Origin of the sequence: Nocardiopsis changdeensis (assembly GCF_018316655.1) — a bacterium.
Classification (GTDB): domain Bacteria; phylum Actinomycetota; class Actinomycetes; order Streptosporangiales; family Streptosporangiaceae; genus Nocardiopsis; species Nocardiopsis changdeensis.
The window spans coordinates 3832440-3856905 of record NZ_CP074133.1; the positions used below are offsets into that span (position 1 = coordinate 3832440).

35 protein-coding genes are annotated in these 24466 nt (G+C 68.9%); 2 read left to right on the forward strand and 33 right to left on the reverse strand.

Features of this window, described 5'->3' with window-relative positions; all coding sequences use genetic code 11:
• Window positions 1–30 precede the first annotated feature (30 nt).
• The 22 genes from KGD84_RS17465 to KGD84_RS17570 form a co-directional block, all read right to left on the reverse strand.
• Window positions 31–378, reverse strand: coding sequence for a hypothetical protein (locus KGD84_RS17465; RefSeq protein WP_220561490.1), 348 nt, complete (start codon window positions 376–378; stop codon window positions 31–33).
• Between the two features lie 49 nt (window positions 379–427).
• Window positions 428–1294, reverse strand: coding sequence for a peptidoglycan recognition protein family protein (locus tag KGD84_RS17470; RefSeq protein ID WP_220561491.1), 867 nt, complete (start codon window positions 1292–1294; stop codon window positions 428–430).
• A gap of 58 nt (window positions 1295–1352) precedes the next feature.
• Window positions 1353–1709 carry a hypothetical protein gene (locus KGD84_RS17475; protein WP_220561492.1) on the reverse strand — a complete coding sequence of 119 codons (357 nt, stop codon included), beginning with the start codon at window positions 1707–1709 and terminating at the stop codon, window positions 1353–1355.
• Complete coding sequence (locus tag KGD84_RS17480) at window positions 1706–2110, reverse strand: hypothetical protein (protein ID WP_220561493.1); 405 nt, start codon at window positions 2108–2110, stop codon at window positions 1706–1708. Before KGD84_RS17480 ends, KGD84_RS17475 begins: the two co-directional genes overlap by 4 nt.
• Before the next feature lie 17 nt (window positions 2111–2127).
• Window positions 2128–2403: a hypothetical protein gene (locus KGD84_RS17485; RefSeq protein WP_220561494.1), complete on the reverse strand. Its 276-nt coding sequence runs from the start codon at window positions 2401–2403 to the stop codon at window positions 2128–2130.
• Window positions 2404–2603: 200 nt separating this feature from the next.
• Window positions 2604–4595 carry a phage tail protein gene (locus KGD84_RS17490; RefSeq protein WP_220561495.1) on the reverse strand — a complete coding sequence of 664 codons (1992 nt, stop codon included), beginning with the start codon at window positions 4593–4595 and terminating at the stop codon, window positions 2604–2606.
• Window position 4596: 1 nt separating this feature from the next.
• Entirely contained in the window at window positions 4597–6486 is a 1890-nt protein-coding gene (locus tag KGD84_RS17495) for a hypothetical protein (protein ID WP_220561496.1), read from the reverse strand.
• Between the two features lie 11 nt (window positions 6487–6497).
• A complete protein-coding gene (locus KGD84_RS17500; protein WP_220561497.1) occupies window positions 6498–7508 on the reverse strand; it encodes a hypothetical protein in 1011 nt (336 codons plus the stop codon).
• Window positions 7509–7517: 9 nt separating this feature from the next.
• Complete coding sequence (locus tag KGD84_RS17505) at window positions 7518–8396, reverse strand: phage tail family protein (protein WP_220561498.1); 879 nt, start codon at window positions 8394–8396, stop codon at window positions 7518–7520.
• Window positions 8389–11889, reverse strand: a complete 3501-nt coding sequence (locus KGD84_RS17510; protein WP_220561499.1) for a C40 family peptidase — start codon at window positions 11887–11889, stop codon at window positions 8389–8391. Before KGD84_RS17510 ends, KGD84_RS17505 begins: the two co-directional genes overlap by 8 nt.
• 12 nt (window positions 11890–11901) lie before the next feature.
• The gene (locus KGD84_RS17515; RefSeq protein WP_220561500.1) at window positions 11902–12222 is read right to left on the reverse strand and encodes a hypothetical protein; all 321 of its coding nucleotides are present in this window, start codon (window positions 12220–12222) and stop codon (window positions 11902–11904) included.
• Between the two features lie 122 nt (window positions 12223–12344).
• On the reverse strand, window positions 12345–12710 hold the full coding sequence (locus KGD84_RS17520; RefSeq protein ID WP_220561501.1) for a hypothetical protein: 366 nt from the start codon (window positions 12708–12710) through the stop codon (window positions 12345–12347).
• Window positions 12711–12793: 83 nt separating this feature from the next.
• The gene (locus KGD84_RS17525; RefSeq protein WP_220561502.1) at window positions 12794–13612 is read right to left on the reverse strand and encodes an Ig-like domain-containing protein; all 819 of its coding nucleotides are present in this window, start codon (window positions 13610–13612) and stop codon (window positions 12794–12796) included.
• An 86-nt stretch (window positions 13613–13698) separates the two neighbouring features.
• Window positions 13699–14154, reverse strand: coding sequence for a hypothetical protein (locus KGD84_RS17530; protein ID WP_220561503.1), 456 nt, complete (start codon window positions 14152–14154; stop codon window positions 13699–13701).
• Between the two features lies 1 nt (window position 14155).
• On the reverse strand, window positions 14156–14434 hold the full coding sequence (locus KGD84_RS17535; RefSeq protein WP_220561504.1) for a hypothetical protein: 279 nt from the start codon (window positions 14432–14434) through the stop codon (window positions 14156–14158).
• Window positions 14427–14714 (reverse strand): hypothetical protein, encoded by a 288-nt coding sequence (locus KGD84_RS17540; RefSeq protein ID WP_220561505.1) that lies wholly within the window; start codon window positions 14712–14714, stop codon window positions 14427–14429. Before KGD84_RS17540 ends, KGD84_RS17535 begins: the two co-directional genes overlap by 8 nt.
• Before the next feature lie 8 nt (window positions 14715–14722).
• The gene (locus KGD84_RS17545) at window positions 14723–15103 is read right to left on the reverse strand and encodes a hypothetical protein (RefSeq protein ID WP_220561506.1); all 381 of its coding nucleotides are present in this window, start codon (window positions 15101–15103) and stop codon (window positions 14723–14725) included.
• A 3-nt stretch (window positions 15104–15106) separates the two neighbouring features.
• Window positions 15107–15475: a hypothetical protein gene (locus KGD84_RS17550; RefSeq protein WP_220561507.1), complete on the reverse strand. Its 369-nt coding sequence runs from the start codon at window positions 15473–15475 to the stop codon at window positions 15107–15109.
• On the reverse strand, window positions 15475–15873 hold the full coding sequence (locus KGD84_RS17555) for a head-tail connector protein (protein ID WP_220561508.1): 399 nt from the start codon (window positions 15871–15873) through the stop codon (window positions 15475–15477). Before KGD84_RS17555 ends, KGD84_RS17550 begins: the two co-directional genes overlap by 1 nt.
• A gap of 15 nt (window positions 15874–15888) precedes the next feature.
• Complete coding sequence (locus KGD84_RS17560; RefSeq protein WP_220561509.1) at window positions 15889–16089, reverse strand: hypothetical protein; 201 nt, start codon at window positions 16087–16089, stop codon at window positions 15889–15891.
• Between the two features lies 1 nt (window position 16090).
• Window positions 16091–17161, reverse strand: a complete 1071-nt coding sequence (locus KGD84_RS17565; RefSeq protein ID WP_220561510.1) for a major capsid protein — start codon at window positions 17159–17161, stop codon at window positions 16091–16093.
• Window positions 17162–17174: 13 nt separating this feature from the next.
• On the reverse strand, window positions 17175–17843 hold the full coding sequence (locus tag KGD84_RS17570; protein WP_220561511.1) for a hypothetical protein: 669 nt from the start codon (window positions 17841–17843) through the stop codon (window positions 17175–17177).
• A 96-nt stretch (window positions 17844–17939) separates the two neighbouring features.
• Here KGD84_RS17570 and KGD84_RS17575 point away from each other — a divergent pair, with 96 nt between their 5' ends.
• Entirely contained in the window at window positions 17940–18218 is a 279-nt protein-coding gene (locus tag KGD84_RS17575) for a hypothetical protein (protein WP_220561512.1), read from the forward strand.
• On the opposite strand, the gene KGD84_RS17580 is transcribed toward KGD84_RS17575, so the two are convergent.
• From KGD84_RS17580 to KGD84_RS17600, 5 genes are all read right to left on the reverse strand, one after another.
• Complete coding sequence (locus KGD84_RS17580) at window positions 18215–19558, reverse strand: phage portal protein (RefSeq protein WP_220561513.1); 1344 nt, start codon at window positions 19556–19558, stop codon at window positions 18215–18217. The genes KGD84_RS17575 and KGD84_RS17580 overlap by 4 nt on opposite strands.
• Window positions 19559–19849: 291 nt before the next feature.
• Entirely contained in the window at window positions 19850–20065 is a 216-nt protein-coding gene (locus KGD84_RS17585; RefSeq protein WP_220561514.1) for a hypothetical protein, read from the reverse strand.
• A gap of 41 nt (window positions 20066–20106) precedes the next feature.
• Window positions 20107–20298, reverse strand: coding sequence for a hypothetical protein (locus KGD84_RS17590; RefSeq protein WP_220561515.1), 192 nt, complete (start codon window positions 20296–20298; stop codon window positions 20107–20109).
• Window positions 20295–21590: a PBSX family phage terminase large subunit gene (locus KGD84_RS17595; RefSeq protein WP_220561516.1), complete on the reverse strand. Its 1296-nt coding sequence runs from the start codon at window positions 21588–21590 to the stop codon at window positions 20295–20297. Before KGD84_RS17595 ends, KGD84_RS17590 begins: the two co-directional genes overlap by 4 nt.
• The gene (locus KGD84_RS17600; RefSeq protein ID WP_220561517.1) at window positions 21535–22122 is read right to left on the reverse strand and encodes a hypothetical protein; all 588 of its coding nucleotides are present in this window, start codon (window positions 22120–22122) and stop codon (window positions 21535–21537) included. Before KGD84_RS17600 ends, KGD84_RS17595 begins: the two co-directional genes overlap by 56 nt.
• Window positions 22123–22174: 52 nt before the next feature.
• On the opposite strand from KGD84_RS17600, the gene KGD84_RS17605 reads away from it, so the two are divergent.
• Entirely contained in the window at window positions 22175–22579 is a 405-nt protein-coding gene (locus tag KGD84_RS17605; protein WP_255646628.1) for a hypothetical protein, read from the forward strand.
• Window positions 22580–22636: 57 nt separating this feature from the next.
• Here KGD84_RS17605 and KGD84_RS17610 read toward each other — a convergent pair whose 3' ends face one another.
• The 6 genes from KGD84_RS17610 to KGD84_RS17635 all read right to left on the reverse strand — a co-directional run bounded on the left by KGD84_RS17610 (window position 22637) and on the right by KGD84_RS17635 (window position 24440).
• Window positions 22637–22780, reverse strand: a complete 144-nt coding sequence (locus KGD84_RS17610; RefSeq protein WP_220561518.1) for a hypothetical protein — start codon at window positions 22778–22780, stop codon at window positions 22637–22639.
• Between the two features lie 115 nt (window positions 22781–22895).
• Window positions 22896–23123, reverse strand: a complete 228-nt coding sequence (locus KGD84_RS17615; RefSeq protein WP_220561519.1) for a hypothetical protein — start codon at window positions 23121–23123, stop codon at window positions 22896–22898.
• An 18-nt stretch (window positions 23124–23141) separates the two neighbouring features.
• On the reverse strand, window positions 23142–23435 hold the full coding sequence (locus tag KGD84_RS17620) for a hypothetical protein (RefSeq protein WP_220561520.1): 294 nt from the start codon (window positions 23433–23435) through the stop codon (window positions 23142–23144).
• A 132-nt stretch (window positions 23436–23567) separates the two neighbouring features.
• On the reverse strand, window positions 23568–23972 hold the full coding sequence (locus KGD84_RS17625) for a hypothetical protein (RefSeq protein WP_220561521.1): 405 nt from the start codon (window positions 23970–23972) through the stop codon (window positions 23568–23570).
• 67 nt (window positions 23973–24039) lie between these two features.
• Window positions 24040–24285, reverse strand: a complete 246-nt coding sequence (locus tag KGD84_RS17630) for a hypothetical protein (protein ID WP_220561522.1) — start codon at window positions 24283–24285, stop codon at window positions 24040–24042.
• Window positions 24282–24440 (reverse strand): hypothetical protein, encoded by a 159-nt coding sequence (locus KGD84_RS17635; RefSeq protein WP_220561523.1) that lies wholly within the window; start codon window positions 24438–24440, stop codon window positions 24282–24284. Before KGD84_RS17635 ends, KGD84_RS17630 begins: the two co-directional genes overlap by 4 nt.
• Window positions 24441–24466 lie beyond the last annotated feature (26 nt).

The window sequence follows — 24466 nt, forward strand, 5'->3', positions numbered from 1 at the left end:
CCGCGAAGGGAGGGGCGCTCACGCGTGCGGTCAAGCCGCGAGTTCGAGATCCTTCGGCGACACCTGTTGCCGCGTCGCCAGCGCCAGCACCGCCACGATCGCGCCGTTCACCGCGACCACCAGCTCATCCGACAGGCCGACACCGTAGTGGGTCAGGACCGGCGCCAGCGTGGTCACGACCGCGGTGAACGCCGCCGGCGCGACCGGGCGCACAACCACGGCCTGCACCGCGCCGAGCACCGCACCCAGCGCGGCGACGATCAGCGGCACCGACACCGCGTCCAGGTACGGGGCGCCCGCCGCGAGCGCGACCAGCAGGACGGCCTGTACGGCGTTGATGATGACCACGGGCTCGCGGCCGAAAATGGGACGGGACATCGAATCCTTCTCTCAGGGGTGGGTTAGTACCAGGACCAGCCGGAGGTGCTCACGTGACCGGGGCCTCCCACGCCGCCTTCCAGGTGTCGGCGCCGATCTTGCCGTCCACCAGCAGCCGCTTCTCCGCCTGGAAAGCGCGGGCGACGCCTTCGGTCTGCTTGCCGTACAGGCCGTCCACCGAGATCACCCACCCGCGGTCGCGCATCCGCCGCTGCCACGCGCGCAGGTCCTCGCGGTGCGAGTAGTAGCCCGACACCGAGTGCGCAGGCCCGGATCGGGGCCCGAAGTAGTACCCCTTGGGCAGCGGGAAGCCCGGCGCCCTGGTCGCGGGCGGCTTGGGCTTGGGCGCCGGGTTCGGGGCGGGCTCGGTCGGCTCCGGAACGTCCGGGGTGTCGTCACCCCACACGGCGGGCTTGGTGAAGGTGCCGTCGCGGACCATCCGGTACGCCTTGTCTCCGGGGCAGGAGGTGGCGATGAAGTCGCGGTGCCCCTTCACGGTGCCGGAGATCGACGAGGTGGGCTCCATGAGCCACTCGCGGAGCTGCCTCACGGCGTTGATCTGCGCCGGGGTGACCTCGTCGCGAGGCCCGGTCATCAGCGTCACGGAGTAGTACGTGCTGTTGCCGCCGGGCTGGGCAGCCTGGGTGCGGAAAAGCCCGCGCCCCTCCATCACGTATCCGTGACTACAACATCCCCAGGAATAGCCGATGTCCGCCCATCCGCGAGAGGGTCCGGTGTGGAAGCCTCGGGTGCGCTTCCAGTACGCCTCACACGCGCTGTGCGGCTTGTTCGCGAGGTTCTGATCCGAGGAGTCGTAGTGGACGACCAGGCCCCGTTTGGGGTAGGCCTTCCCAGCAGGGCTGGACTTGGACCAGCCGAAGTCACTGCGCCACTGGAGCTTGTCGGGTTCTGGCATGCGCCCTCCTGGGCATGAAAAAAGCCCCACAAAGGGGCATGAATGTGGAGAAATCGGGCTAGCGTTGGCGTAGCTCCGCCAACTCATCAGCCATCCGGCGTAGACGCGTCTGCTCATCGTGCAAACGCGACTCCATCTCCCGGATACGGGCCTCCAAGGCGTCGATACGCTCATCCCGTTGGCTCAGCTCGTCCTCCAGCGAACTGACCCGAGCGCGCAACCGCTCGTTCTCCTGCTGCAAGCCATTGAGGGAGGAGACCAGGGCGGCGTTCGCAGCAGCGGCATCCGTCACCGTCGCCGTACCCGCATCGGACCGGGTCTGCGCAGCCCGGAACAGCAAGCTGATCGCCCACGCCACGGCACCCAGCAGGCTCGCGCCGGCCCCGCCGATCACCACCCCGTCCAAGCCCATCATTCGGTCTCCGATCTAGGCACCTCGCGCGCCCGCAACGCCCGGGTCAGCACCCGGATACGAAGCAGGCACGCGGCGGCGTACAGCACATAGGTGGCGGCGGCGGTCGTCGCAGTTGCGGGCTGGACAGCGACGATCGCGGCACCGTAGATGAGGGTGGTCGCGGCCAGCAGCACCAGCCCGGCCTGCTCCACGCGGAGCTGCTGGGTGGCCAAGCCGACGAGGATGAGCGGGGATCCCACCAGGAGCGACACCGCCCAGGCCAGGACCATGGGTGCGGGCAGGATCTCCGCGATGGACGGTGGTGCGACGCCGAGGAAGGTCGTGGTTCCGCTGATGACGCCGACGACGCCGAGCATGGCCTCGAAAGGGGCGAGGGAGATGGCGTCAAGGATCGAGCGCAAGCGGCGCACGGGACCTCCTACTCGGGGTCGGGGAGGGTCCACGGGGACGTCACCACAGTGGTCGTCGCCACGTGCTGTGTGCCGCCGCCCGGAGCGGGCTCGGACGAGTACACCGTCGATGTCGTGCGGGTGCGCGTCTGCATCCCCTCGCCGCGGAGCACCGCCGCGACACCGGCCGCGACCACCTCAGGGGCCGCACCCCACCCGCCGCGGACCAGGATCTCTCCCGGGTCGTCCTCGGGCATACTGTTCGGGTGCCCGTTGTACTGCACCAGGACTTGACTGATGGACACGGAGGTCTCCTATCCGTCGACGTCGGGCGGGTCCGGCGGGTACTCCGGCATCGGCGGCGCCGGAGGCGGAGGGGGCTCCGGGTTAGCCACCGGCGGAGTCGGCACCTCAGGATCCGGCGTCACCTCCACCGGGTCCTCCAAGACGGGAGTCCCTTCTGCGGGCTGCTCCGGCTCCGTAGGCATCTCGGACATGCATCCTCCTAAGGAAGGGGTTCGGCGACGATGGAGTGCTCAAAGGTCGTGTACACGTTCACCGTCCCCGAGCTGTAGTTGTACGACGGGGTGAGCGTGTACGTGCCGTTCGGCACCAGGTCCAGGTACAGAACCCGCGAACACGACTGCATGAGCACACCCCGGGCCGTCCACGCCCGCCCCACGGCCGCGGACACCGAGGAAGCCCCCGACAGCGCGGCGCCGATGTGGATGGTCGTGGTGGTCCCGGTGTTGTTGCCCAAGGCGGCAGTGATGGTGATGCGCACCCGTCCCGAGGGGCCGGTCGTGAAGTTCACGGCCGGGTAGTTCCCGGACGGGAACGCGTGCCAGCTGCCGGCCGCCGCGAGCGATGCGGGCCACGACACCATGTCGGTGCGCACCGGCGCATGGGCGGGCGCGTTCAGGTACACCCCGGACACCAGCCTCACCTGCGCGGTACCCGATGCGAGCGCGTCGCCGTCGATCTCGTTGGTCAGCACCAGCTCACGCGCGTAGATGATCGCCCGCGAGCTGGTGCGGGACGGGCTCGCGCCCTCCAGGACGATCGTGGACCGCAGGTTGTCGGCGTCGGCGTTCGGCGACCGGAGCGATAGGGCCCGGGTGCCGCTGGCGCCGTCGATGCCGTAAACGCGTCCCCACTTGAACGAGTTCGTGGCCGCGCTGGGCCCGGACAACCGGACCGACGCAGACCCCGAGTCCGCAACCAGGCGCACCTGACCGCCTCCGGGGGAGGTCCATGCGCCGCTGGTCTCGGTGGTGGTGGCGGTCAGGGTCGCCATCGGTTCGGCCACGTCGTTGCGCTTGGACCACACCGCGAGTTGGGACAGCGTGGAGTTCGCCAGTCCAGTGATCGAGGGCAGGCCGTCGGCGGTGGATGCCGAGGAGTCGATCGCGAAGGACACGGCCCCGGACGTGGCCGCGAATCCGGCGAGCGGCGAGGATGGGGAGGTGGCGTCCGAGGTGGCGGTGAACGCCGACTGGTTCGACGCCGATGATGCGACTAGTTGGGCGGTCATGTTCCCGACCCGCACCCGCTGCGTCACGACGTTCGCGTCGCCCTCGATCACACCGGTCGGCCCGGGAGCGGTGCCCACGACCATCCGCGAGCCGGAGATCTCGGACGCGACGATGTCGCCGCTGAACAACGCCGTTCCCGTGTCGTCCACGACGAACACCAGCTCGTCGGCCGCGTTGTAGCCCTTGATGCCAGTGCTGTCCAGCTCGACCCGGGCCCCGGACGGGGTGCCCGCGATGATCCGCGTCCCCAACACGAGCTCCGCTTCGAGCTTGGACGCGGTCACCGCCGCCGCCTTGATATGCCCCGCCTCGATGGCCTCCGCAGCGATCTTCAAAGCGGTCACGGCCTCCGCGCGAAGCTTCGGCGTGCTGATCGCGTCGTCCGCGATCTCCGTCTCGGTGATGGACCCAGGGGCGATGTCCGTGACCGCCGCCGGGACTCCGGATGCCTGCGCGGACGGGTCCCCGACGATGCCGCCGGTGGTGACCGGGACCAGACACACGTAGTAGGTGGTGCCCACGGTGAGCGGGGCGATGGGGACCGCGCCGGCGGAGCGGGGGATGGTGACGACGAACGTCGCCTCGGACGGGGTGAACCCATCCTCGGTACTGACGTGCACGTTGACGTGGTCGAAGTCGCTGGGGAGCGCGGAGTCGTCCGCGAGCGCACCGTCCCACGACACCCGCAGCCCGGACGGCATCGGCGTCACGGTGGGGGCGGTGGGCGCGGTCACGGGCTCTCCGCCCTCGGTGACCACCGCTGCGCGCCCGTCCGGCTGGTAGCCGAAGCGGAGGCGCACGGCCCCGGTCTCGTCGCGGACCTCTACCGCCTGCCCCTCCTCCAGGGACGAGTGGGCGAGCTGCCCGCCGCGCCCGCCCCGCTGGAGGGTGTCCACCTGCGACTGGAGGCGGAGGATCATCCGGGTCAGGTCGTCGATTGCGTGCTGTGCCGCAGCGTCCACGTCACACCCCTCCCGGGTAGCTGAACCGGTCGGAACGGCGGCAGGTCACCGCGACCTCGTCCGAGCCGGGGCTGATCGTCATGTCGGTGATGCGCACCCACAGGCGGGTCTGCGTCCACCCCGTGCGGGTTTCCACTAGCACGTCGTCGCCGGGCCCGAAGCTCCCGATCGGCGCGGCCTTGTGGTCGACCGCCGTGAACCCGGTGATGTCGGAGATTTTCGACCAGCGCAGGAGTTCCTCCTTGGCCACCGCCGTGCAGGCCGCCGCCGACGTCAGGTCCGGGCGGTCCACGCTCTTGGCGCGCAGCGGCCGGCCGTCCCGCACCGAGTAGGAGCCCCGGACCTTCTTGCTGCCTTCGCCGGCGCCGTACACGACGACGAGGTTGGCGTAGTCGCTGCCGTCGCGGCGGACCGGGACCAGGTCGATGACGTTCTCGCCCTCGGTGAACGTGAGCCGGGTCTGGCGGCGGCCGAGCCGCGGGTAGCCGAGGCGGATGTGCCGCACCACCGTCTCGCCCGGGACGCCCCAGGAGTACTCCTCCAGGTACTCGAACTGCGTCTGGGTGCCGAGCTGGGTGATGCGCTGCCCGGCCTCGATGTCGTCCCACCACGGGATCGAGTACTGCCAATACACCTGCTTGCCGGTCGCTGCGACCGGTTTGCGGTCCGTCTTGGGGTCCCAGATCTTGTCGATGGGGATCGGCTGCCCGTGCAGCTCCTTCGCCGGACCCAAGGACCCGTTCTCGTTGATTTTGCGGATGCCGCCGGTCCACTCGCCCAGCCGGTACGGGGTCGTTGTCGCGTCCAGGGTGACGCCGATGTTCCCGTCGGGCTGCTCCTGGAGGTACTGCCAGATGCGGCGCACCACGTCCAGCGGGTCCACACCGGCGCCGGTGAGCCCGGCGGTTTTCCCGCCCCAGGACAGGGTGGACCGGATCGGCTGCGCCTCCGCATACCCGGACACGCCGGTGATCTCCAGGGTCAGCTTCGGCCCCAGGGTGTCGACCTGCGTCAGCAGCCCGCCCGCCCGGAGCTGCCCGGACGCTTCGGCGACGATCAGGGTCTGCCACTCGTCCAGGACCAGGCCGCCGTTCGCGGTGCGCAGGTCCTCGAATTCGGGGTCGATCGTCGCGGTGATCCGCGAGGGCCCGGACAGGGACCGGGTGATGCGCACGTCCCCCAGCGGCAGGTCGGGGTCCAACTGGGCGCCGGTCAACGCGTTGAAGGCGTAGTACCGCCAGGCGCTCTTCGGAGGCAGCGGCTGCTGTGCGGGCAGCGGCTCCCACGCGGGCTGGCGGAGCAGGATCGCGCCGACGGCCATCCGCCCGACCTCGGTGGACGTGCACACGTACCCCGCGGTGGGCCCGTCCGGGGTGGCCGAGTCCATCGCCGCGACCAGGATCGAGTCCTGGGTGGCGACCGTGTCCAGACCGGCGAAGGTCGGCTCGGTGCCCGGGGTGGTGCCCCAGTGGTAGCCGAACCCCAGCAGCATGTCCCCGCCCACCGCGTCCAGGGACGGTAGAGGCAGGGCGGCGGTGGCCTCGTCGGCGGCCAGCGCCAGCGCGGGCAGGGTCGCGGCGCCGCGGGCCGCCACGCAGATGCCGTGGTGCCAGTGCTCCCCGGACCACGTCCACGTGTACTCCGCCGGCGGGTCAGCGGCATCTGCGGTGGTGGCGGTGCGGGTGTACAGGTAGACGCCGGTGAGCGCGCCCAGGTCGCCGCCGACGATCGAGTCCGCCAGCACCCACCCCGCGGGCGGGGTGACGGCGGCGTGGTCGTTCGCGGACAGCCACGCCAGGAGGGTGTCGTCGGCGCGCACCCCGGCGGGCACGGCCAGGGTGGTGGCGGCCTGCCAGCCGCCGGCCGTCGTCGCTCCGACAAGGGAGGGCACGTCTCACCGCCTCACAGGGTCGCGCCGGGCGTGGCGAGCTCGCGGAACGTGAGGGTGACGTCGAAGTTCGCCCAGCCGTCGGCCACCAAGTGGTTGAGCATGTCGACGTCCGCTTTGGCGTACATGCGCAGGTCACAGGTCATGCCGCGCATCGCCGTGGGGATGTTCGCCTGGGCGGCCAGCCCGATGCTGCACCGGTAGCCGTTCGTTGCGGAGGTGGGGTTGAAGTTGTACGCCGACGACATGGTGTAGAGGGTGTTGCCGCCGGTACCGATCAGGCCCACGCGGACCAGGCCGCGCGCGTCGTAGACCGCGGTCGTGCCGCCGGGCTGCGGGTACATGACGTTGCTCCAGTTCGCCTGGACCTGCACCTGCGTCGCCCACGAGGGGATGGTGACGGTCCAGTCGTGTTGGGGCCAGCGTTCGTAGTCGCTGGTGAAGTCCGCTTCGTCGAAGCGGCCGTCCGCGAGCCCTTGGCCTTTCTGGACCCGGACCTCGGTGTGGATCCTCGGATTCAGCATCTGCCGAAGGTCCGTGATCATGGAGTTCGTGATCGTCGACGTGCTGGCGGGGATCGTGATCCGCGCCAGGGGGATCGCGGTCAGCCCGGACGGCGGCTCGGTCGCTGTGGAGGACACCCCCTCGATCACCCGGAAGTAGTAGACGGGATCGACGGCGGGGTCGTGCGTCCACGGGGTGCCGTCGATCCCCGGGTCCTCCACCTGCAACACGACCATGTCGGTACGCCCGCCGCCGGAGCCGGTCGCCGAGATCGGCACCGTCGCGTCGCCAATGTTGTGGGCGTAGTAGCTGCCCTGGAACGCGGCCTCCTTGCCGAGGATGACCGCGGCCCCGGAGGAGACCCGCACACTGGTGCCGGGCACCGCGAGCTCGCGGACCAGCAGGTCCCCGGACTCCACGATGCCGTTGCCGGAGCGGGTCCCCGACTGGAGCTGAAGACGGGCGATCCGCGCCGACGACTGCGCGCCGGCGACCGCCCACGAGTCGAGCTGCAACGCCACCAGAGCCTCCTAGGGGTTTTCGGTGGCGTCGCGCCACGAGACAGTGCATGAGGACTGGCCGGACATGTCGGTGCCGCGGTACGCGAGCACGGTCTGCCCGACCGGGAGCTGAAAGTCCGCCAAGGCGGCGCCCTTCGCGGTGTGCCGGTAGGACACGCCGTTGTCGTCGCGGATGGTGCGCGCCCACGGGCGGGTGTCGATGGTGACGGCCCGGTCGAACGCCACCGTCATGTCCAACCGCAAGCTGCGGCCGGTACCGACGAGCTCGATCTCGGGCTGGGCGACCGGCCCTCGGATGGTGATCACCGGCCACGTCGGCTCATCGCCGCCGTTGACCACGGCGTCCTGGCGTTCCCCGCCCGGCGCCCACGTGATCGGCCACGTCACCGGCCAGGTGATGCCGCCGCCGCCGTCCGCGACGAGGGTCAAGGCGACCTGCTTCTCGACGTCGCTGTAGAAGAGCCGGTCGACGGTGCGGAAGTCCGCGACGACCTCGGTCAGGCCGGTGCCGCGCTGGCGCTGCGACGCCGGCGCCCACCGGCGCGGCCGCCCGTACACCACGACCGTGGTCGAGCCCTCCAGCCGAAACCGGAACGGCACCACCTCCCGCGGGGTCAACCGGGCGGTGTCCGCGGACCAGGCGGCTTTCAGGGCCGCCCACGCGCCGCGGATCTCCCCGGCGGTGTGGACGTTCGACCACAGGTCCAGGCCGATCGTGCGCCCGTCCCGGTAGTCCCGCCCCATCTGGGAGCCGTCCACCCCGGGGCTGTCGCGGTCGTCGGTGCGGACCTCGGTGTCGCCGATGCGAATGTCGTCGGACTGGATGGGGGTGAGGTCGCCGAAGACAACCCCACCCACCTCGTACTGGCGTTCCGCCAGGTCAGCCATCGCCGGAGAACCTCCCGCCCTTGAGCGCCACCCGCAGCGAGTGGGTGATCTCCTCGGCCATCTCCTGGACGGTCGCGTCCGCCGAATGCAGGCTGGCGTTGATCGCCCCGACCAGCGGGGCCGACGCCCCGTCCCCGCCGCGGCTGGTGGCGGTCACCTTCGCTGCGGTGGCGAGCATCCGCTGCGACTCGGCGTTGGAGTAGATGCGTGCCGGGTCCGCGAAGTAGGCCAGTTCCGGGCCCTGCTCCCCCACCACGGCGAGACCGGATGCGACACCGCCCCTGGCGTAGCCGCTGATCTCCCGGATGGTGCGCACGAGCGGTGACATGCCGCCCCGGTGGTCCTCCTCCCGGTCCTGGGAGAAGATGTCCGCGATCGACACCAGGCCGCCGCCGGCGTAGCCGACCCGGTCCCACATCGGCCGGAAGATCGCGCCCCCGCTGTAAGGGGCCGCGGTCACGTTGTTGGACTGGTTGCCGCCGATCCGACGGCCGCCGCCCTGAGAGGCGATCAGGTTGACGTGCCGGGTCCCGTACACGGCCACGTCGCCCGGCTGCGGCGAATTGGTGCGGGCCATTCCCGACCCGTAGTAATCACCGGTCCATGCCGTTCTCGCCGCGCCACCCAAAGCGCGGGAAGCACCCGTTTGCGCGAACAACCAACTAATGAACATCGCGCACCACGGCGCGCCATTCATTCCGAACCAGCGGGTAATCGCGTTGACGTTGTTGCCGTTCGACTCGGGGTATTTACCGAGCGACGCCTCCGCCAACTGCACAACACCCATCGGCCCGCGTGCGGAGTTCTTGAAGTCCTCCGCCATGCTGTCGCCGATGGACCCGATGAGCATCCTCACCAGGCGGGCGTAGTTCTCCCGCACGTCCAGGCGGTGATCGTTGACGATCTCCGCCGCCGTGTTACCCGTCCCCTTGGTGACCCACCCGCCCTTCGCGAATCCGGGGATGCCGCCCTTGGGGATCTTCTTCTGGCGGAGGGCCTCCATGAATCCGACGCCGTAGTGGTCCACGACGTGGGTGGGCTGCACGAATTCACCATCGGACAGCCACGCCGGGATCGAATCGGAGGTGGCAGTCCCCGGTCCGTGGACCGCGCCGCCCTCGGCATAGAACTGCGACTGCCCGTTCGACGGCGACATGTGCGAGGTGTTCTGGTGCGGCTGTGTGGACCACACACCCCGCGAATTCACCTCGATCGCGGTCCGCACATTAGACGGGATACCGAGGTACTCGTCAGCGAGATCCTCCGCCTCCTGCGCGGTGAGCCCCATCTGACGAGCGGCCCTGACGAACTCCTCGCGACCACGAGCCTGGGTGGCGATCTGCTCGGAGATGCTCCCGTCGTTCAGACGGACAGCCTCCGTGTTCTCGTTGATCGTGTCCCGCAGAGTCCGCAGAGCGGCCTCGTTCGCGCGCCCCTGTTCGGTGTTCAAGTCCAGGGTGGCGCCGTTGTCGGCGGCCGATTCCGTGGCGGCGTCGATCGCGGCCTGGAAGTTCGACTCGGCCTCCGTCATCCCGACGGTGGTCCCGGTGAGGCTGTCCAGGGCAGTTTTCAGGTCGCGGGCCAGGAACGCCCCGTCGAGCATCGCCTGGTTGACGCCCTCCTGAGCCCCCTGGGCCTCCCCCATCGCCTCGGTCTTGCGCTGGTACGAGCCCACGGACTCATTGATCGCGGCGTTCTCGCCGTTGATCGACTCTCGCAGGGCCTCGATCGCCCGGTGGTCCTTGGCGTACTGCTCCTCGGTGATCTCCCGCGCCTGGAGAGCGTCATCCAGGGCGGTGATCTGCCGGTCCAGTTCCTCGTTGAGGCGCCGTTGAGCGCCCGTCTCTCCGAGGACGGCGTCGGTCACCTGGTTGAGGCTTACGCCGAGGCGTTCGGCCTGCTCCAGCACACCCTCGGTTTCGAGGCTGTTGATGGCGTGTGCGCGGGTGTTCTCGCCGATGACACCAGAGTCCTCGCGCACGGCATCGGCGTATTCGCGGACCTTCGCGGCGGCGTTGGACTTGGCTGCGGCGAACAGGCCCAGGGCGGCGATCCCGGCGGTGATCGCGATGCCCCACGGGCCGCCCAGGGCGCCGGTGACACCGGACAGGGCTGTACGGAACCGGCCCGCACCGGCTGCGGCACCGGACGCCGAGGTGCCTGCGGTGGTGAGGTTCGTGGCGTACTCACGGATCCGGCCGGGCAGCTCCCGCATCGGCTGGATGAGGCCTTGATTCGCGTACCCAAGGAGCTGGATCGCGGACCGGGCGGTGAGTGCGGCGACGGCGAGCCGGAGTAGCCACGGGGCGTTCTCCGCGACCGCCGACAGGGCGCTGGCCAGCGCGGTAAGGCCTTCGGCGTACACCACACCCAGAGGCCCGAGGGCGACACCCACGTCGACCGCCGCACCGGCGATGGACCCGAAGAGATCCACGAACGTGGGCCCGTTCTCCAAGGTCCACGAGATGAAACCCTGGAAGTTCTCCGTTTCGTGGCCCCACGCGGCGAACCGCGCGGTGAGGTTCTCCAGCCCTGGCGCGACCTCGTTCCAGAGCGGCTCCATGTTCATGACCAGACCGGCAAGGCCGCTGGTCAAGTTGCCGATGGACCGGCCGAACGTCAGCGTGGACGGAGTGGCCTGCCGGGCCACGAACGCAAAGAAGTTCGTCCACCGCGGGCCGCCGAGCGCTTCCTCAGCCTCCTCCGACAGGGTGGACAGGGCCTGCGCGGTGCGCTGCGTCGCCGGGGTCAGCAGCCGCAGGCCCGTGCTGGCAACGCCGATACCGTCCGCGGCCGCCTGGAGGACGGGCCGGTCGGTCTCCGCGCGGAACTGCCGCCAGGAGGCGGTCAGCCCGCCCATGGCGTCCTTGAACTCTTCCTGCGAGGCGGTCAGGTCGCCGGTGGCGTCGCTGGCCTCCTGGATCGCGGGGATCGCCGCCAGAGCGAACCCGGCCGCGCCCACACCGGCCGCGGTGAACCCGGATGCGACCGCGCCCAGCCCGCCGGCGAGCGCGCCGACGGCGGGGATCAGCGGCGGGATGAGGGTGGTGATCGCGAGGACCCCGGCCGGGGAGACGTCGGAGAACTGCTGCTGGCCCTGTCCGAACGCGGCCAGCCCGGTCCGGCCCCCGCCACCACTGGGGAATGCCGGTGCGGTGCGGGGCGCGGTCGGGGCCGCGACGGTCCCGCCGGTGGTGTTGACCTTGACGTTGACCGTGCGGCCGTCGATCCGGTCGATGGCCTTCTCGACACCCACCAGGGACGCCAATGCGGACCGGGTGTTCGCGGACACCTTGACGGTCACGGCCTGACGTCCGACCTCGTTGAGCTGACGCTTGAAAGCGGCGAGTTCGGACTTGGCCTTAGCCGAGTCGAGTCCAACCGGGACGTCCATGCCCTTGTCGGCGTGGCGCTTCAGTTCGGCGCGCAGGCGGGGGCCGAAACGCTTGAGGTCGGGGAGTACGTCGACCCATACCTGACCGGCATCCGGCATCGGACACCCCCTCTACTGCTCTGGTGGTGCCTCGTGTTCCGGCGGCGGCTTGACCAGCGTCAGGTGCCGCTTCGGGGGCGCGAACCGCTCCAGGTACGCCTGTTTGCGCGGGTCCGGCCTGCGGGTCTGCTGCTCCGACTCCGTCGCGTCCTTCTTGGATGTGGGCACCGGGTAGAGGCGCATCGCCGGAGGTTCGTCCTTGAGGTGCAGGCCGACCCACAGGATGCGCGCAAGGTACTGGAGCCGCGAGTCCACCAAGGCGAGTTGGCTATTGGTCTCGTCCCAGGGACGCCCCGGATCGAGCCCCTGAAGGGCCGCCCGTGTGCGGGGCATGCGGGACATGTCGTGGATGACCAGCAGCACCATCCGCCGGAAGCTGAGCTTGCCCCGGTAGTAGTCGACCAGGTCATAACCGCGATCCAGCAGGTCCAGCTCGACCTCGCGAGGGTGCTCCTCTAGGACGGCGAGGAGCTGGAGGCTTCCCCCCGGGTGACTCCGGCCCGGTCGTCGTAGTAGCGGATGATCCGGCCCACGGCGCGGGCGGGAGCGTCAAGGAACGCTTCGAGCTGCTCAGGGTCTTCGAGGGCGCCGCGAGCCCAGTTGACGATGTCTCCTCGGACGAAAGCGAAGTCCGTGTTGTACGACCAGTCCACAGGCGGCTTGAAGGTGAACACGGTTCCGTCGGACATCACGAACGGGACGGTCTCCTCCATTGCCTCGTTGACCTGCGCGGCCTTGTTGTCGGGTAGGTCGACGACCTTCACCGCTCCAGCGGGAACGGACGGGGCGGCGGGCTTCTTGGCGGGCTGGCGTGCGGCCACAACTACTCCTCAGGGCAGGTTGGTGGGCAGGTAGGTGATAGGTGGACGGGGCACCTGCCCGGGACCCCGCCCACCGGTCTGGATCAGGCGGTGACGGTCACCGACAGGGTGTCCGTGACGCCCCGGTACATGGCGCTGATGGTCGCGGTCCCAGCGGTCACGCCGGTGACGGTGCCGTCCGAGTCGACGGTCGCGATGGTGGGCGCGGAGGTGTCCCAGTCGGCGTCCGCGGACACGTCGTCGCTGGTGGCGTTGTAGTACGTGGCGGTCGCGGTGAGCTGAGTGGTCGCGGCGACGGCGACGGTCGCGGTTCCGCCGATCTCCATGGACTCCACGGGCAGCCACATGCCGTCGGACAGGAAGTATCGGTTGAACATGAGGCCATCGCTCGCCTCGTAGATCGTCCACGTCAGCGACGTCGCGGTGACGTTCTCGGCGTTCTTCGGGCGTTCGCCACGACTGGTGACCTCAGCGATCGCCGCGACGGTCCGCTCGTGGTTGGTGCCGTCGAACGTATCCACAGCGAGCATGTAGCGGCGCTGACCGGTCGGCCGGTGCACCGGATAGGTGAGGATGCCGCCCGGGAGCTCCACCATGTCCGACAGGTCCACGCCGTCGTACAAGGCCTGGGTGTAGGGGTTGGTTTCCCACAGCGGGGTGGTGATGGTCTTGGTCACCGAGATGATGTCGGTACGAACAGGGCTCTTGTACCCCAAGGGCCTCTTTTCGTTCCTTTCTTCTTCATACGCCTCATTGAAGCCGGTGGGGTCGATCGCGCCGAGGTCCCACCACTCGGTGCCGAACGGGTCCAGGCCGGTGGGCAGGGTGCTGCCCATGGGTGCGACGTAGCACTTGCCGCCGTCGGTTCCGAATGCGCGGATCGCATTGACGTTGTCCGCCATGTCCCCTCCTGGGGTTTTCAGCCCTGGCGTGGGCATGCGGAAAAGCCCCGGTCACCGTGTGGTGCGGGGCTGGAGACGTGGGCAGGTCAGACCCGGAAGGGCCTCAGATACAGCTCACCGGTGAAGGACGCGGCGAGCAGGTTGGTGTTCGTGTCCGGGTATGCGGACGGGTTCGTCTGGCGTCGGACACACCCGACGGTCGCAGGTCCGGCCGGGGTGTGATCGGTCGCGGGGATGGTCACCTGGGAGCCACCGAGGACAGCGAAGTGCGCGCCCACCAGACCCGCCAAGCTGTTGAGGCCGGGCCGTCCCGTGGACTCAGCGACGCGCACCACGACCTGCATGCGGGCGATGTCGTGGACGCGGCGATCAGCAGGCGGGGACGGGAGCCGGTTCACCTGCACGATGGGCAGCAGCGCCGGGAAACGGTCCGGGACCGGCAAGTCGGTACACACGTGCCCGACATGGGCTCCGAGGCGCCCCCGAAGCCACGTGGTGACGACCAGTTCGGCGTCCGGATAAAGGATGACGGGCAGGGCCATGTCACCCCCCGCGCGGCTTGGGCCTCCAGGACGACGGCGGAGCCTTCGAGTCCAGATACGCGGCGACCTTCTGCTTGTCCTCGTCGGACACCCTGGGAGCGTTCGAGTCGGTCAGCTCCACAGTGGACGCCAGGATCGTCACGTTGATACCCGCCGGATACCCGGGCGCGGACATGATCCTGATGCCGTCGTCCACGGCGATCGCCAGCGGCTTGCCGTCCACCAGGACGCGCTGCTCGTCGCCGTAGCGCTCCACTCGGATGACGGGGAGGTCACCCATCGGACGGCTTCCGCGCCGGCGCCTTGGTGTCCGCCTTCGGTGCCTCGGGTGCGGGCTTCGCCGCAGCCTTGGGCTTGGTCGCCTTTTCCTTCTCTGCGGCTGCCTTGTCAGCGGCGCGCTGGAGTTCGACGATCTCCTCCGGCGAGAGCTTGACTTCCTTGCCTTTGCCTCCGGCGATGATGTCGCGAGCTTCCTGCGGACCCACCCACACGATGTCGCCGGGCTGGCGGGACGACCCGTCCTTGCCCTTGTGCGGGTAGCCGATCTTGACGTGCGGCATTGCTGCTCCTAGGTGTGTGTGGTGCCGCGCGCCGCCAACTCCAGCGCCTCGGCGAGATTATGCGTGGCCCGGGTGCCAGGGTGCATGACGCGAGCCATGGGGTGCGGGGCGCCGGGCCACCACAACGCCTTCTTGTTGCGCGGCCGGATCTCGTGCGGCCTGGTCCCGTACTCGATCCACTCGCTTTTGCGGTCACGGGCGATCACCCGCCACCCGTGCGGCTGGAGACGTTCGGTGTCGATCGACTGGACGTAGTCGCCGGTGTCGATCGGGCCCCGCCCCCTGGCCATCGCCTGCACGCGGCGGGCACGGTCGCGGATGTCGTCGTCCACCGGCCCCCAGCTGCCGAGCCGGTTGATGACCTGCTGGTTGAGTTGGACACGCCCCATGGTTCACCCCTCGATCCGGTCGGCCTTGAGGATCATGTGGCCGATCCCGCCCACGTCAGGGAGGGTGAAGGGGTCGCCGTTGATCTGCCAGACGACGCCGTTGATCTCCAGGCCGTCCGTCGCGAGAACGTCCACCCCGGGGTTGAGGAACACCTGGATGGACTGGCTGCGCTGCTCACGGCCGCCCCTTCGCTCTTCCTTGGTCGCCAGCGACGCACCCAAGGTGGCGCTGTCCGGCTGCACACACGCGTCGAAAGGGCCCGTGCGCACAGCTGCCGACCAGTCCTTAGTGGACCTGGACTCGTTGCCGTACAAGTCCTTCACGATCGGCGGACGCAGCACGTACACCTGATCCGTGATGATCGGCAGCATCACACCACCCGAGGATGCGCAGGTACCAGACCCGCGAGACGCAGGATCGACACGGCCTGAGACGACACCGGGTCGTCCACAACCGCGCCCGTCGTCGGGGACACCGCGTAGGACTTGGACACCTTGTCGACCTTCACCGACGCCACCTTCCCGCCCTCGGACGGCTGGTTGGTGCCCTTCGGCTTGAAGGTCGCCTGCGCACACGTGGCGTCCCGCAGCGCCTCTACGACCGCAGGATCCGTGGGCCTACCGTCGGCGTCCGTGTCGTACACGGCACCGACCAGCAGGTCATCCACGATGAGGGAGGCGTCCCGCAGCGCCAGCGACGCACCCGCAGGCGGATCCGTCAGGTCCAGCCAGGCGGCCAGCTCCTGCGGGGTCGCGTACACCAGCACCACGGGACACCCCCTCTGCTACTCGTCGGTCTTCTTGGCGCGGGAGGCGGTCCGCTTCGGCTGCTCGCCGCCTTCGACCTTGTAGCCGCGGCGACGGAAGTACGCCAGAGCGGCACGGTTGTCGTCGCTGTCCACGGTCGCCGCGCCCTTGGAGAACACGACGCCCGCGACCTCACCAGAGAAGCCCTCGTCAGGCGCAGTCACCTTGAACTCAGCCATGTCAGGCCCCCGTGACCTTGATGTTCCGCATGACACCGCACGACTTGACGTTGCGGAGCACGGCGGCGACCGGGCCCATCTCGATCTCGCCCTTCTTCACCGCACCAGGCAGGTCGAACGGCGGCATGTACGTGCTGACGAGGCCACGGCCGGCCACGGACGCACCGTGGAACGAGTCCAGACCGAACGACACCGCGTACAGGTCTGTGAGACCGGTGATGTTGCCGCCCGCGCCGGCGCCGTCAGCATCACGGGACTCGATCGGGATGATCGGGGAGGCGCCAGTCATGTCATCGCCGATGTTCACCAGCGTCCACGGCCCGTACATTTCCACCTGGCGGCCCAGGTCGTCACGGGACTGGGTGTACATGCCCGCCCACCGGGCGAGCGCACGCACACGGGTAATGGACGTGGTGTTGCCCAGGATGGCCTTCACTCCGGGCGGGAGCGCACCCGGGGCGCCGAGGTCACCGCCACCAGTCGTGGACGGGACGATACGGGACAGCCAGTCATCCAGCCTGTCCAGGGCGGACATCGCCAGCGCCTGCGTGTTGATGGTGCCGGGGGTCCAGTCGACGTACCCGTCGGTCTCACCCTCGTCCAGCGGGTTGTACTCGGTGGAGCTGCCGACGAGGAGTTTGTCCAGGCCGTCGAAACCGAGCGCGTCCACGGCGGTGTCGCCGTTGATGAGCTCCTGCTGGAACTTGGCGCGGACACCGGTGAGGAGCTGCTGCATCTGGAACGTCAGCTCGTTGGTGGACGCCTGACCCAGCTCGGCGAGCACACGGTCGATCTCGAAGCTGCCACCGAGGGGCTTCAGTTCGACGGTTTCCCGCTCACGGGTCGCCTCGGTGGGCGTGTACTCGGAGTTGTACGCACGGAACGCCGCGCCGCGGGGGGCGAGGAGCCGCGTGTACCCGTACACCAGGGACCCGCCGCCGGTGCCGGGGGTGACGGTGTCGTCGAACACGATCTGGTCGAGCAGCCAGCTGTACCGGCGCAGGTTGTCGATGACGGCATACGAGATGTCGTCCTGGGTGTTGAGCTGGGCCTGAGCCAGCGTCTGAGGCATCGGGATCTATCTCCTAGCGGCCGGGCCCGATGGTGCGGGACACGGCGTCGTAGAGGCCGGTGGGGCGAGAGGTGCGCTTTTCACCAGGCCCGCTGGAGAAGTCCGCGCTACTGGAGGTGGCCGCCGGGGCCACCCGGTACTTGGGGTTGGAGTCGACGGTCTGCTTGACCAGGTCGCTCACGGTCGCGGCGAAGTCGTCCGCCGCGGGGTCTAGGTCTGCGAGCTTGCTCGCGAAGGTGCGGGAGTCGAGGAGGGTGTCGACGTCCGCGCCGTGCTCACGGGCCGCACGCTCAGCGGCGCGCTCCACAGTGAGCTGACGGAGAGCGGACTCCCGCTCCTGCGCCTGCTGCTGAGCTGCGGTGAGCTGCTCGGTGAGGTCATCCACCGACGGAGGCTTGTCAGCGTCCTTCAGCCCGAGGGCCTGAGCGATCGCATCCAGCTGGTCTTGTCGGGCCTGTTCGGCCGCAGTCAGCTTGGACTCGTACTCCTTGGCCTTGACGCGGTGGTCACCGGACTCCTTGCGGGTGTCCTTGATGAGCTTCTGCGCCCACTCGGGCAGGTCTTCCACGCGTTCGGGGACGGCCTGCGTCTCCTGCTTGGTGGTGTCCTGCTGGCCGGTGGGGGCGTGCTGCTGGGTGGTGTCGGCGGCTTCGGGCGCCTGGCCCTGCTGCTCGTCGGACATGTGGTCTCCAAATGCGAAGAGGCCACCGCCCGGGTGGCCTCAGCGTGGATGGGCGAAACGCCCCCATGTGTCGGGGCGCGGGACTACGGTTGGCGCATGGCTGTGAAAGTGATCCAGAGCAACGGGGCTGAACGCCACTTCCGGGACGACCGGGAACGCGGCAGCTACCGGTATGACATCCACCCCAGCGGGGCGCTGCGCATCATCAAGACGCCCGACTACAGCAGGGGCCTGGACTCCTCGTGGGTGGTGCTCGTCTACGGGCCTACGGCATGGAACGCCGTCAGTGGCACCGGATGGGGCGGCACGGACGACAACCTGACCGGGCCGCACCACAACGACGATCCGCCGAGCGACGAAGGCTTCACGTTCTAGCGGTCCCCTTCAGGCGCCGGCGCGTCCTCGCCGGCGCCTTCGTCGTCCTCGGGGTCCTGTCCGTTGACGAGGCCAGCGACAGTCCGCGGGTCGACGATCGGGTTCTCGTCCTGGATCTTCTGAACTTCCTCGGCGACCTGGTCGTCGTCCCAGTCGGGGTGGACCATCCGCACCTTGACCTCGTCGGAGGCGGCGCGGGCCCGGGTCAGCAGCTCCACAGTGCGCGCGGTCGCCTCGGGTGCGTCCTGCACACCGTCAGGCCACTCCACGGTGGGCCTCTGTGGGGTCACGTCCGCCTTGCACTGGGCTTTATCGATCTCCAGCAGCACCAGCGCGAAGCGCGCGAGTTCGGGTCGCCAGTACCCGATCTTGCGGTCCCGTGTCGCGAAGGTGCGCCGCTCCCGGTGCTGCACTTCGGTGGCGGTGATCGCCAAGTCCCCGGACTCACCGAAGGTCTGAGCACTGAACCCGGCGGCGCGGACGATCTGCTCCAGAAGGTGTTGGACGGTGCGCTCGTGCTCGTCAACACGGATGTCGAACTGCACTTCCTTGATGAGGTCAGTGAACTTATCGCCAACCCCCTGAAGGCCCTTGAGTTCGGTGAACACCTCACGCTCAAGGTCGAACGTCGCCGCTTTGCCGCGCCCGTGCGTATCCAGATAGGAGTCAGCGACGATCAGACGTGCCTTCGCCAGCCGCACGTCACGCATCCACGAGCTGTACGCCTCGTCGAGGGCGTCCATGAGCTGTTCGGCGCCCTGGTAGTCGGAGCGTCCGAGTGGGGATCCGCGCATCAGCCGGTTGGGGCGGATGTTCGGCACGTACACGATGGCGAGCCCGGTCGCTCCGGTGTCGATGCCGCCATCGGCGTCGACCTTGAAGCCCTTGGTTTCCGGCCGGTCTGCCAGCGGAAGCTTCCGGCCGAGCTGGTCACGGGACCCCTCGTACAGTCCGTGGTACACCCTGCCGGATTCGTGGCGTTCCAGGTGTCGCCACACACGCCCGTCGTCGCGTTCCTCCAGCACCTTCCACAGGGTGGCGGCGACCAGGCGTCCAGCCCGCCATTCGGGGGCGACGCAGTCGGGGATGATCGCGTCCGCGAGCACATGGTCGGCAACAGCGAGGTCCCATGACGCGCGCAGGTACACGCCGCCGTAGGGCGATGACACCTCGCCGCCTTCAAGGAGAACCGCGCCGAGGCCGCCTTCGGACATGAGGAAGTCCAGGCGCTTTTGGGTTTTCTCGTCCTCAGCGACCAGGGTGGGCGCTTCACCGAAGAGGAGTTCGGCGTTGGTGGTGGCAATGTCCCCGGCGATGGGCACGTGGATGCGGGTGGGCATCTGCTCGGGGTTGGGCGGTCGGCCCCACCAGAAGCGGGCCGCCGCACCGACTACCCCGCCGCGATACTGCGAGGGGCGCGGTGTCGGGAAGTGCCGGAGCCGGGATCCTCCGCCGCCGTACACAGCGGACAGTTCCTCTGCCGAGCCTCCGTACCATGCGCCCCATTCGTCGTAGTAGGCGCGGGGCAGGTCGGTGTCCTTGGGGGGCCATGGCACGGACGAGTCAGGGAGCGGCATGCCCCACCCCCTCACGGTCGGTAGTCATCAGGCCCGGGGATTCCCGCACTGCTGTCACTTGGAGTTGCTGCGGGAGAGCTTCGCGGACGTTGGCGTGACCGTCAGGGTGACGTCCGGCCACGGCATCGACGGGTCCAGGCTGACGCCGACCTCGGTCGCCCCAGTGAGGGATTCGACCTGCTCGAACAGGGACACGGCGAGACGCTTCCAGATGTACGCCTGCCACTGCTGCTCTCCGAGTTCACCGAGCGCCCCGTGGAACTTCTCCACGGCGCGCTGAGCAACCCGCTCAAGAGACTCGGGAGGGTGACTCATTCGAGGCCCCGCTCGCGCCGGTCCAGGATCTGCGCGAGCATCATGTACGAGTCCGCCACAGACACGAGCTGCGGAGCGGGCTGGAGCCCAGCACACGACCGCGCCTCAGCGAGAGTCGCCGCCGCGAGCGTGACCGTCTCTCGGAAGGTCGGCATCTGGGTTTCGGGGGTGGTGTCGTGCTCGGTCATGCTGCCAGTCCAATCGGGTCGGGGAGCGCAGAGCGCCACAGTGCTTCCGTGGTCGCGAGGGCGTACCTGCTGGCGTCCAGACTGTGGTCGGCGACCTTCACGGGCTTGTCCTCGCCCTTCTCTGTCGCCTTGTCATCCCACGAGTAGCCCGACACCTCGTTCGTCCACCCACGACACCGGTCCGCCACCACAAGCTGCCCCTCAGCGAGCAGCGTCGCCGTGAGCGCGATACCGCGGTTCACGTCGTTGTCCGCCGGGGTGGACGCCAACCCGTCCTGATGGAGTTGGAGCCGGAAGCTCGCGGCGGACGGGTCGACCACCACGTACTCGACCGGTATCCCCACCTGCTTCGGGTGGTGTGCGGTGCGCAGCCAAGCCCGCACCTGGTCCGAGAGTTGCCCGTCGGTGAGGCGCGGCGCCCCAGTGCGCGGGTCGTGCCGCCACTCATCCACGAGCACCAGCCGGGACCGGTCGCGGCCGCGTTCGTCACGCTCATCGGACAACCCGAGCAGCAGGACACTGGAGGCATTGGTGGTGCCGTAGTCGACGCCGGCGGCCATGATCCGCTGCAACGGAGGCAACTCCCCCCACGGGAGGACGTGCCGGTCCGGGTCCCACATCGGGTACACGGCGCCCTCAGCAGCGACCCAATCCCCGAGGATGAAACGCCGAAACCAGAGCCCCGTGAACTCGATGCGCTTCCTGGCCTTGTAGTCCTCACTGAGCGCCGGATTGTCGTCCATGGTGAACCGCCAGTACCGCCAGTGCGGCAACTGGTCCAGCTTGTCCAGGAACTTGACTTTGAGCCAGTGCGACGGGCTGTCCGGGTTCGTCGTCCCGAACAGCTGAGCGCCCTCAACCGACATGCGACCAAGGAGCTGCGTGAAGAAGTCCTCGGGGAGCACGGTGACCTCGTCGCAGTACGCGCCGGCCACCGTCATACCGCGGATCACCTTCTCCGCTTTCGCGTCCGACGCGCCGATCACATGCACCCGCCGGCCCAAGATGGTTCCTGTGGGCGCTCCGGTCGTGTACTTCACCTGGTCGGCGAAATCCCCGAACAAGGCCGGGTCCTGGAGCGGGCCCATGACGTTACGGCCGATGGCCTCACGGGTGCGGCCGATCATCACGAGCTCGCCGCCGTGCGGGGCCTCCGCCACGTAGAACAACCAGCGCAACAGGCTTGCGATGGTCTTCCCGGAGCGGATGGCGCCGTCCCAGATGTTGACCGACGCGTCACTCGTCGCGACGCTCTCCAACTGCTTCCGGCTCAGAGGGAGGCTCTCCAGCACGCTCCGCCTCCCACACCTGCTTCACCGACGCGAACAGGTTGCCCAACATCGACTTCGCCCCGTCAGCGGAGTTGGCCGCATCGACCTTCTCCAGCTCAGCGGACGCACGCACCGCCGTCTGCACAGAGGTCAGAATCGCCCGCTTGTCCGCGAACGGCGGCTCTTCAACCTCAGCGGTGTGCCACTCGCCGTCACGGCCACCGAACGCCCCGATGGTCGTGGGCTCCCACAGTTGCTTGCGGAGCCGTTCGGCGTCGGAGAGGAGGTCGGAGGCGAGCTGTGCGCGCCGAGCCCGGTTGTCGGCCTGTTTCGCGCGCGTGGCGTTCTCTGTGCTTGTACGTTCAAAAGCGTCGTTCAGACCAGCCTCTTTGGCGAAGTTCGCGACGCTTCCGGGGCTGACTCCGTGCTTTTTGGCGATGCCTCGGCAGGTTCCGCCGGCGCGGATGTCGGAGATGATGGCTGCGCGTTTGGTGTCGTCGATGCGTTGGCCGCGCCCCACAACCCCCTCACCTCCCGCCGGTTCCGGTGTCACACTGTTGGTCTCGCGTCGCCCGCTCCGGCGCTCCCCCTACTGGAGGTGTGTGATGAGGCTGTTGGTGTGGTCCGCTGTCGCGGTGCTGGTGGTGTCCGGGTGTGCGTCGCAGGCCCCCGAGGAAGCGGAGCCGTCGGAGTCGCCGTCGCCTGCTGCTGTGGAGTCGCCGTCCGCGTCGCCGTCGGTGGAGGTGGACCCGCGCTCCGCCCAGTCCATCTGTGACACGCTGCGGCTGCGGGACGTGTACGTCAACGCGGACAACTTGGAGCCTCACGAGGAGGCGCAGATCGTGATCCTGGGCATGGAGGCGAACACTGCTGCGTTGGAGGAGGATGCGGAGCCTGCGTTGCGGGAGATCGCGTTGGAGCACATGGGTGACACGGATGCGGCTGTGGAGTTGATGGTGCCGTGGTGTCAGGAGAACACGGAGCCGTTGTTGGAGTCGGATCCGTGGTGAGGTGGTCCCGGTCGCTCCGACCCCCCAGCGAGAGCGACCGGGACGATCCGGGGGTGGTCAGGCGGGGTTCTCGATCTCGTCTGCGAGCGCGCGCAAGGTTCGGACGAGGGTGGCGTTGTACTCGTCCAGGTTGTCAGCGGTGAACTCCGCCGCGACTTCGGGGCCGTTGTCCATGAGTTCGATGAGTACGCGTCCGCTCACCTGCGTGTTCTCTGCGGGAAGGACGTTCGCGCTGGGGGTCCTGTCGAAGCGGATCACGGTGTCTCCTGGGAGGTTGAGGGGTGCGCCCGGCGCGGGGACGATGCGCCGGGCACGATCAGTGGGTGGGCGTCTCGACGGGCAATGTGGTGCCACACCGTGTGCAGGAGGGTCCGCCGTTGATGATCCGGATCGACGTCTTGTAGCCGAACGGACGCCTCTCAATGACCTCGACTCCGCCCGGGGGCAGCGTGTAGTCCTCTGGATACAGGTGGCCGTGTTCTTCGCAGTCGCGGCGGGCGTGCCAGTGCTCCAGCTCTCGGATGCGCGCGTGGTCGGCCTTCATGGACACCTCCGAACACGTTCAGATACGGGGCTTCCCGCACGCGGTCCACGTCAGCAGCGCCGCGAGGTCAGCGTCAGCAGGCGGCAGGATGCGGGCCGCCAGGTCCACGGCAGCCGACGCGTTACCTCGGGCGCCCCACAGCACGCCGCTGCTGAACACGCCCCAACCGTCGCCGTGGGGTGCGACGCGCACTGCCTCGCCGCTGGAGGTCGCCCACTCGATGCCCGTGGACAGCTCCACGATCGCGTTGAAGCGCTTCGCCGCCCGCATGGAGTCCTGGGCCTGCTGCGCGAGCTGCACGTTGGTGGCCAAAACACCTCCGGGCACAACAAAGGCCCGGGGCTTCCGCCGCCGGGCCTCAAGTCTTTATAGCGATTCTCCGAATCTTAGAAACAGAATACGGAACTGAGTCAAGTTGTGCAACCTAACGGTTGAACATGCAGGTCAACGCTCGTCGTCGTACCCGCCGCGCACCAGCTCCGGCCACTCCCCGTCGGTGACCTCCCGCTCCAGCGCGTCCATGGTGTGCCCGTCGGGGATGCGCACCTGCCCGAGGACGACCAGCCGCCCGCCACGGGGCCCGTACACGGTGATCGTGGACATCCCGGCATAGGCGCGGGCGTCGATACCCTCCGCCTGGAGCCGGTCGATGACCCACAGGCCCACCGGCCCCTCGTCGATGCTGTCGCGGACTCCGACGATCCCCGCGCGGAGGATGACCTCGGCGAACTGGGAGGGGGTGAGCCATCCGGCCTCACCGACGATCCGATCCAGAGCGGCGTTCACGTGCGGCTCACCAGCGCGTGCGGGTGAGGGCGGCGCGATGCTGGGGGCGATAGTCTCAGTCATGGTTCTCCTTGCTTGCTGGCTGGGGTTCCACAGGCCCGCCGGAGCTCCACCTCCTGGCGGGCCGCTCTCATGCGGCGCGTTCTCGCCTGTCCTCGCGGATCGCCGTGTACTCGGCGTAGTCGGCATCGCCGCTGTTCACGGCAAGCAGGTCGCAGGGGCAGTACACCTCGTCCCATTCGGCGTCGTCGGCGAGCTGCATGCCGCAGTCGACGAGGTAGCCGAGCCGAGTGATGGGTCGCAGGCACGTGTCGGTGACGGGGTCGGGGGCGGCCATGTCCTCCATGTAGTACCGGTCCTCGATCGTGGTCGTCATGAGATCTCCTCGGAGTGCCAGTGGTAGACGGCGACCCGCCCGTCGTAGTCGGTGATGTGCAGCGACCCGCCAGCCGCGACGGCCTGGGTGATGGTCTCGGTGATGTCCGCGTTGGAGTCCTCGGACAGGTCGATGTGGAAGCGGTCGTCGGCCATGCGGGTCCTCTTTCGGTTGGTGCTGG

What these genes read in the sequence shown, in the direction of transcription:
- KGD84_RS17515 (WP_220561500.1), bottom strand. Translation starts at nt 12,222, where the DNA reads ATGCCCCGCACACGGGCGGCCCTTCAGGGGCTCGATCCGGGGCGTCCC.
- KGD84_RS17605 (WP_255646628.1), top strand. Translation starts at nt 22,175, where the DNA reads ATGAGGCTGTTGGTGTGGTCCGCTGTCGCGGTGCTGGTGGTGTCCGGG.
- KGD84_RS17580 (WP_220561513.1), bottom strand. Translation starts at nt 19,558, where the DNA reads ATGCCCACCCGCATCCACGTGCCCATCGCCGGGGACATTGCCACCACC.
- KGD84_RS17535 (WP_220561504.1), bottom strand. Translation starts at nt 14,434, where the DNA reads ATGGGTGACCTCCCCGTCATCCGAGTGGAGCGCTACGGCGACGAGCAG.
- KGD84_RS17565 (WP_220561510.1), bottom strand. Translation starts at nt 17,161, where the DNA reads ATGCCTCAGACGCTGGCTCAGGCCCAGCTCAACACCCAGGACGACATC.
- KGD84_RS17635 (WP_220561523.1), bottom strand. Translation starts at nt 24,440, where the DNA reads ATGGCCGACGACCGCTTCCACATCGACCTGTCCGAGGACTCCAACGCG.
- KGD84_RS17530 (WP_220561503.1), bottom strand. Translation starts at nt 14,154, where the DNA reads ATGGCCCTGCCCGTCATCCTTTATCCGGACGCCGAACTGGTCGTCACC.
- KGD84_RS17550 (WP_220561507.1), bottom strand. Translation starts at nt 15,475, where the DNA reads ATGCTGCCGATCATCACGGATCAGGTGTACGTGCTGCGTCCGCCGATC.
- KGD84_RS17470 (WP_220561491.1), bottom strand. Translation starts at nt 1,294, where the DNA reads ATGCCAGAACCCGACAAGCTCCAGTGGCGCAGTGACTTCGGCTGGTCC.
- KGD84_RS17465 (WP_220561490.1), bottom strand. Translation starts at nt 378, where the DNA reads ATGTCCCGTCCCATTTTCGGCCGCGAGCCCGTGGTCATCATCAACGCC.
- KGD84_RS17560 (WP_220561509.1), bottom strand. Translation starts at nt 16,089, where the DNA reads ATGGCTGAGTTCAAGGTGACTGCGCCTGACGAGGGCTTCTCTGGTGAG.
- KGD84_RS17525 (WP_220561502.1), bottom strand. Translation starts at nt 13,612, where the DNA reads ATGGCGGACAACGTCAATGCGATCCGCGCATTCGGAACCGACGGCGGC.
- KGD84_RS17505 (WP_220561498.1), bottom strand. Translation starts at nt 8,396, where the DNA reads ATGGCTGACCTGGCGGAACGCCAGTACGAGGTGGGTGGGGTTGTCTTC.
- KGD84_RS17625 (WP_220561521.1), bottom strand. Translation starts at nt 23,972, where the DNA reads ATGACTGAGACTATCGCCCCCAGCATCGCGCCGCCCTCACCCGCACGC.
- KGD84_RS17540 (WP_220561505.1), bottom strand. Translation starts at nt 14,714, where the DNA reads ATGCCGCACGTCAAGATCGGCTACCCGCACAAGGGCAAGGACGGGTCG.
- KGD84_RS17630 (WP_220561522.1), bottom strand. Translation starts at nt 24,285, where the DNA reads ATGACGACCACGATCGAGGACCGGTACTACATGGAGGACATGGCCGCC.
- KGD84_RS17615 (WP_220561519.1), bottom strand. Translation starts at nt 23,123, where the DNA reads ATGAAGGCCGACCACGCGCGCATCCGAGAGCTGGAGCACTGGCACGCC.
- KGD84_RS17545 (WP_220561506.1), bottom strand. Translation starts at nt 15,103, where the DNA reads ATGGGGCGTGTCCAACTCAACCAGCAGGTCATCAACCGGCTCGGCAGC.
- KGD84_RS17575 (WP_220561512.1), top strand. Translation starts at nt 17,940, where the DNA reads ATGGCTGTGAAAGTGATCCAGAGCAACGGGGCTGAACGCCACTTCCGG.
- KGD84_RS17570 (WP_220561511.1), bottom strand. Translation starts at nt 17,843, where the DNA reads ATGTCCGACGAGCAGCAGGGCCAGGCGCCCGAAGCCGCCGACACCACC.
- KGD84_RS17510 (WP_220561499.1), bottom strand. Translation starts at nt 11,889, where the DNA reads ATGCCGGATGCCGGTCAGGTATGGGTCGACGTACTCCCCGACCTCAAG.
- KGD84_RS17475 (WP_220561492.1), bottom strand. Translation starts at nt 1,709, where the DNA reads ATGATGGGCTTGGACGGGGTGGTGATCGGCGGGGCCGGCGCGAGCCTG.
- KGD84_RS17590 (WP_220561515.1), bottom strand. Translation starts at nt 20,298, where the DNA reads ATGACCGAGCACGACACCACCCCCGAAACCCAGATGCCGACCTTCCGA.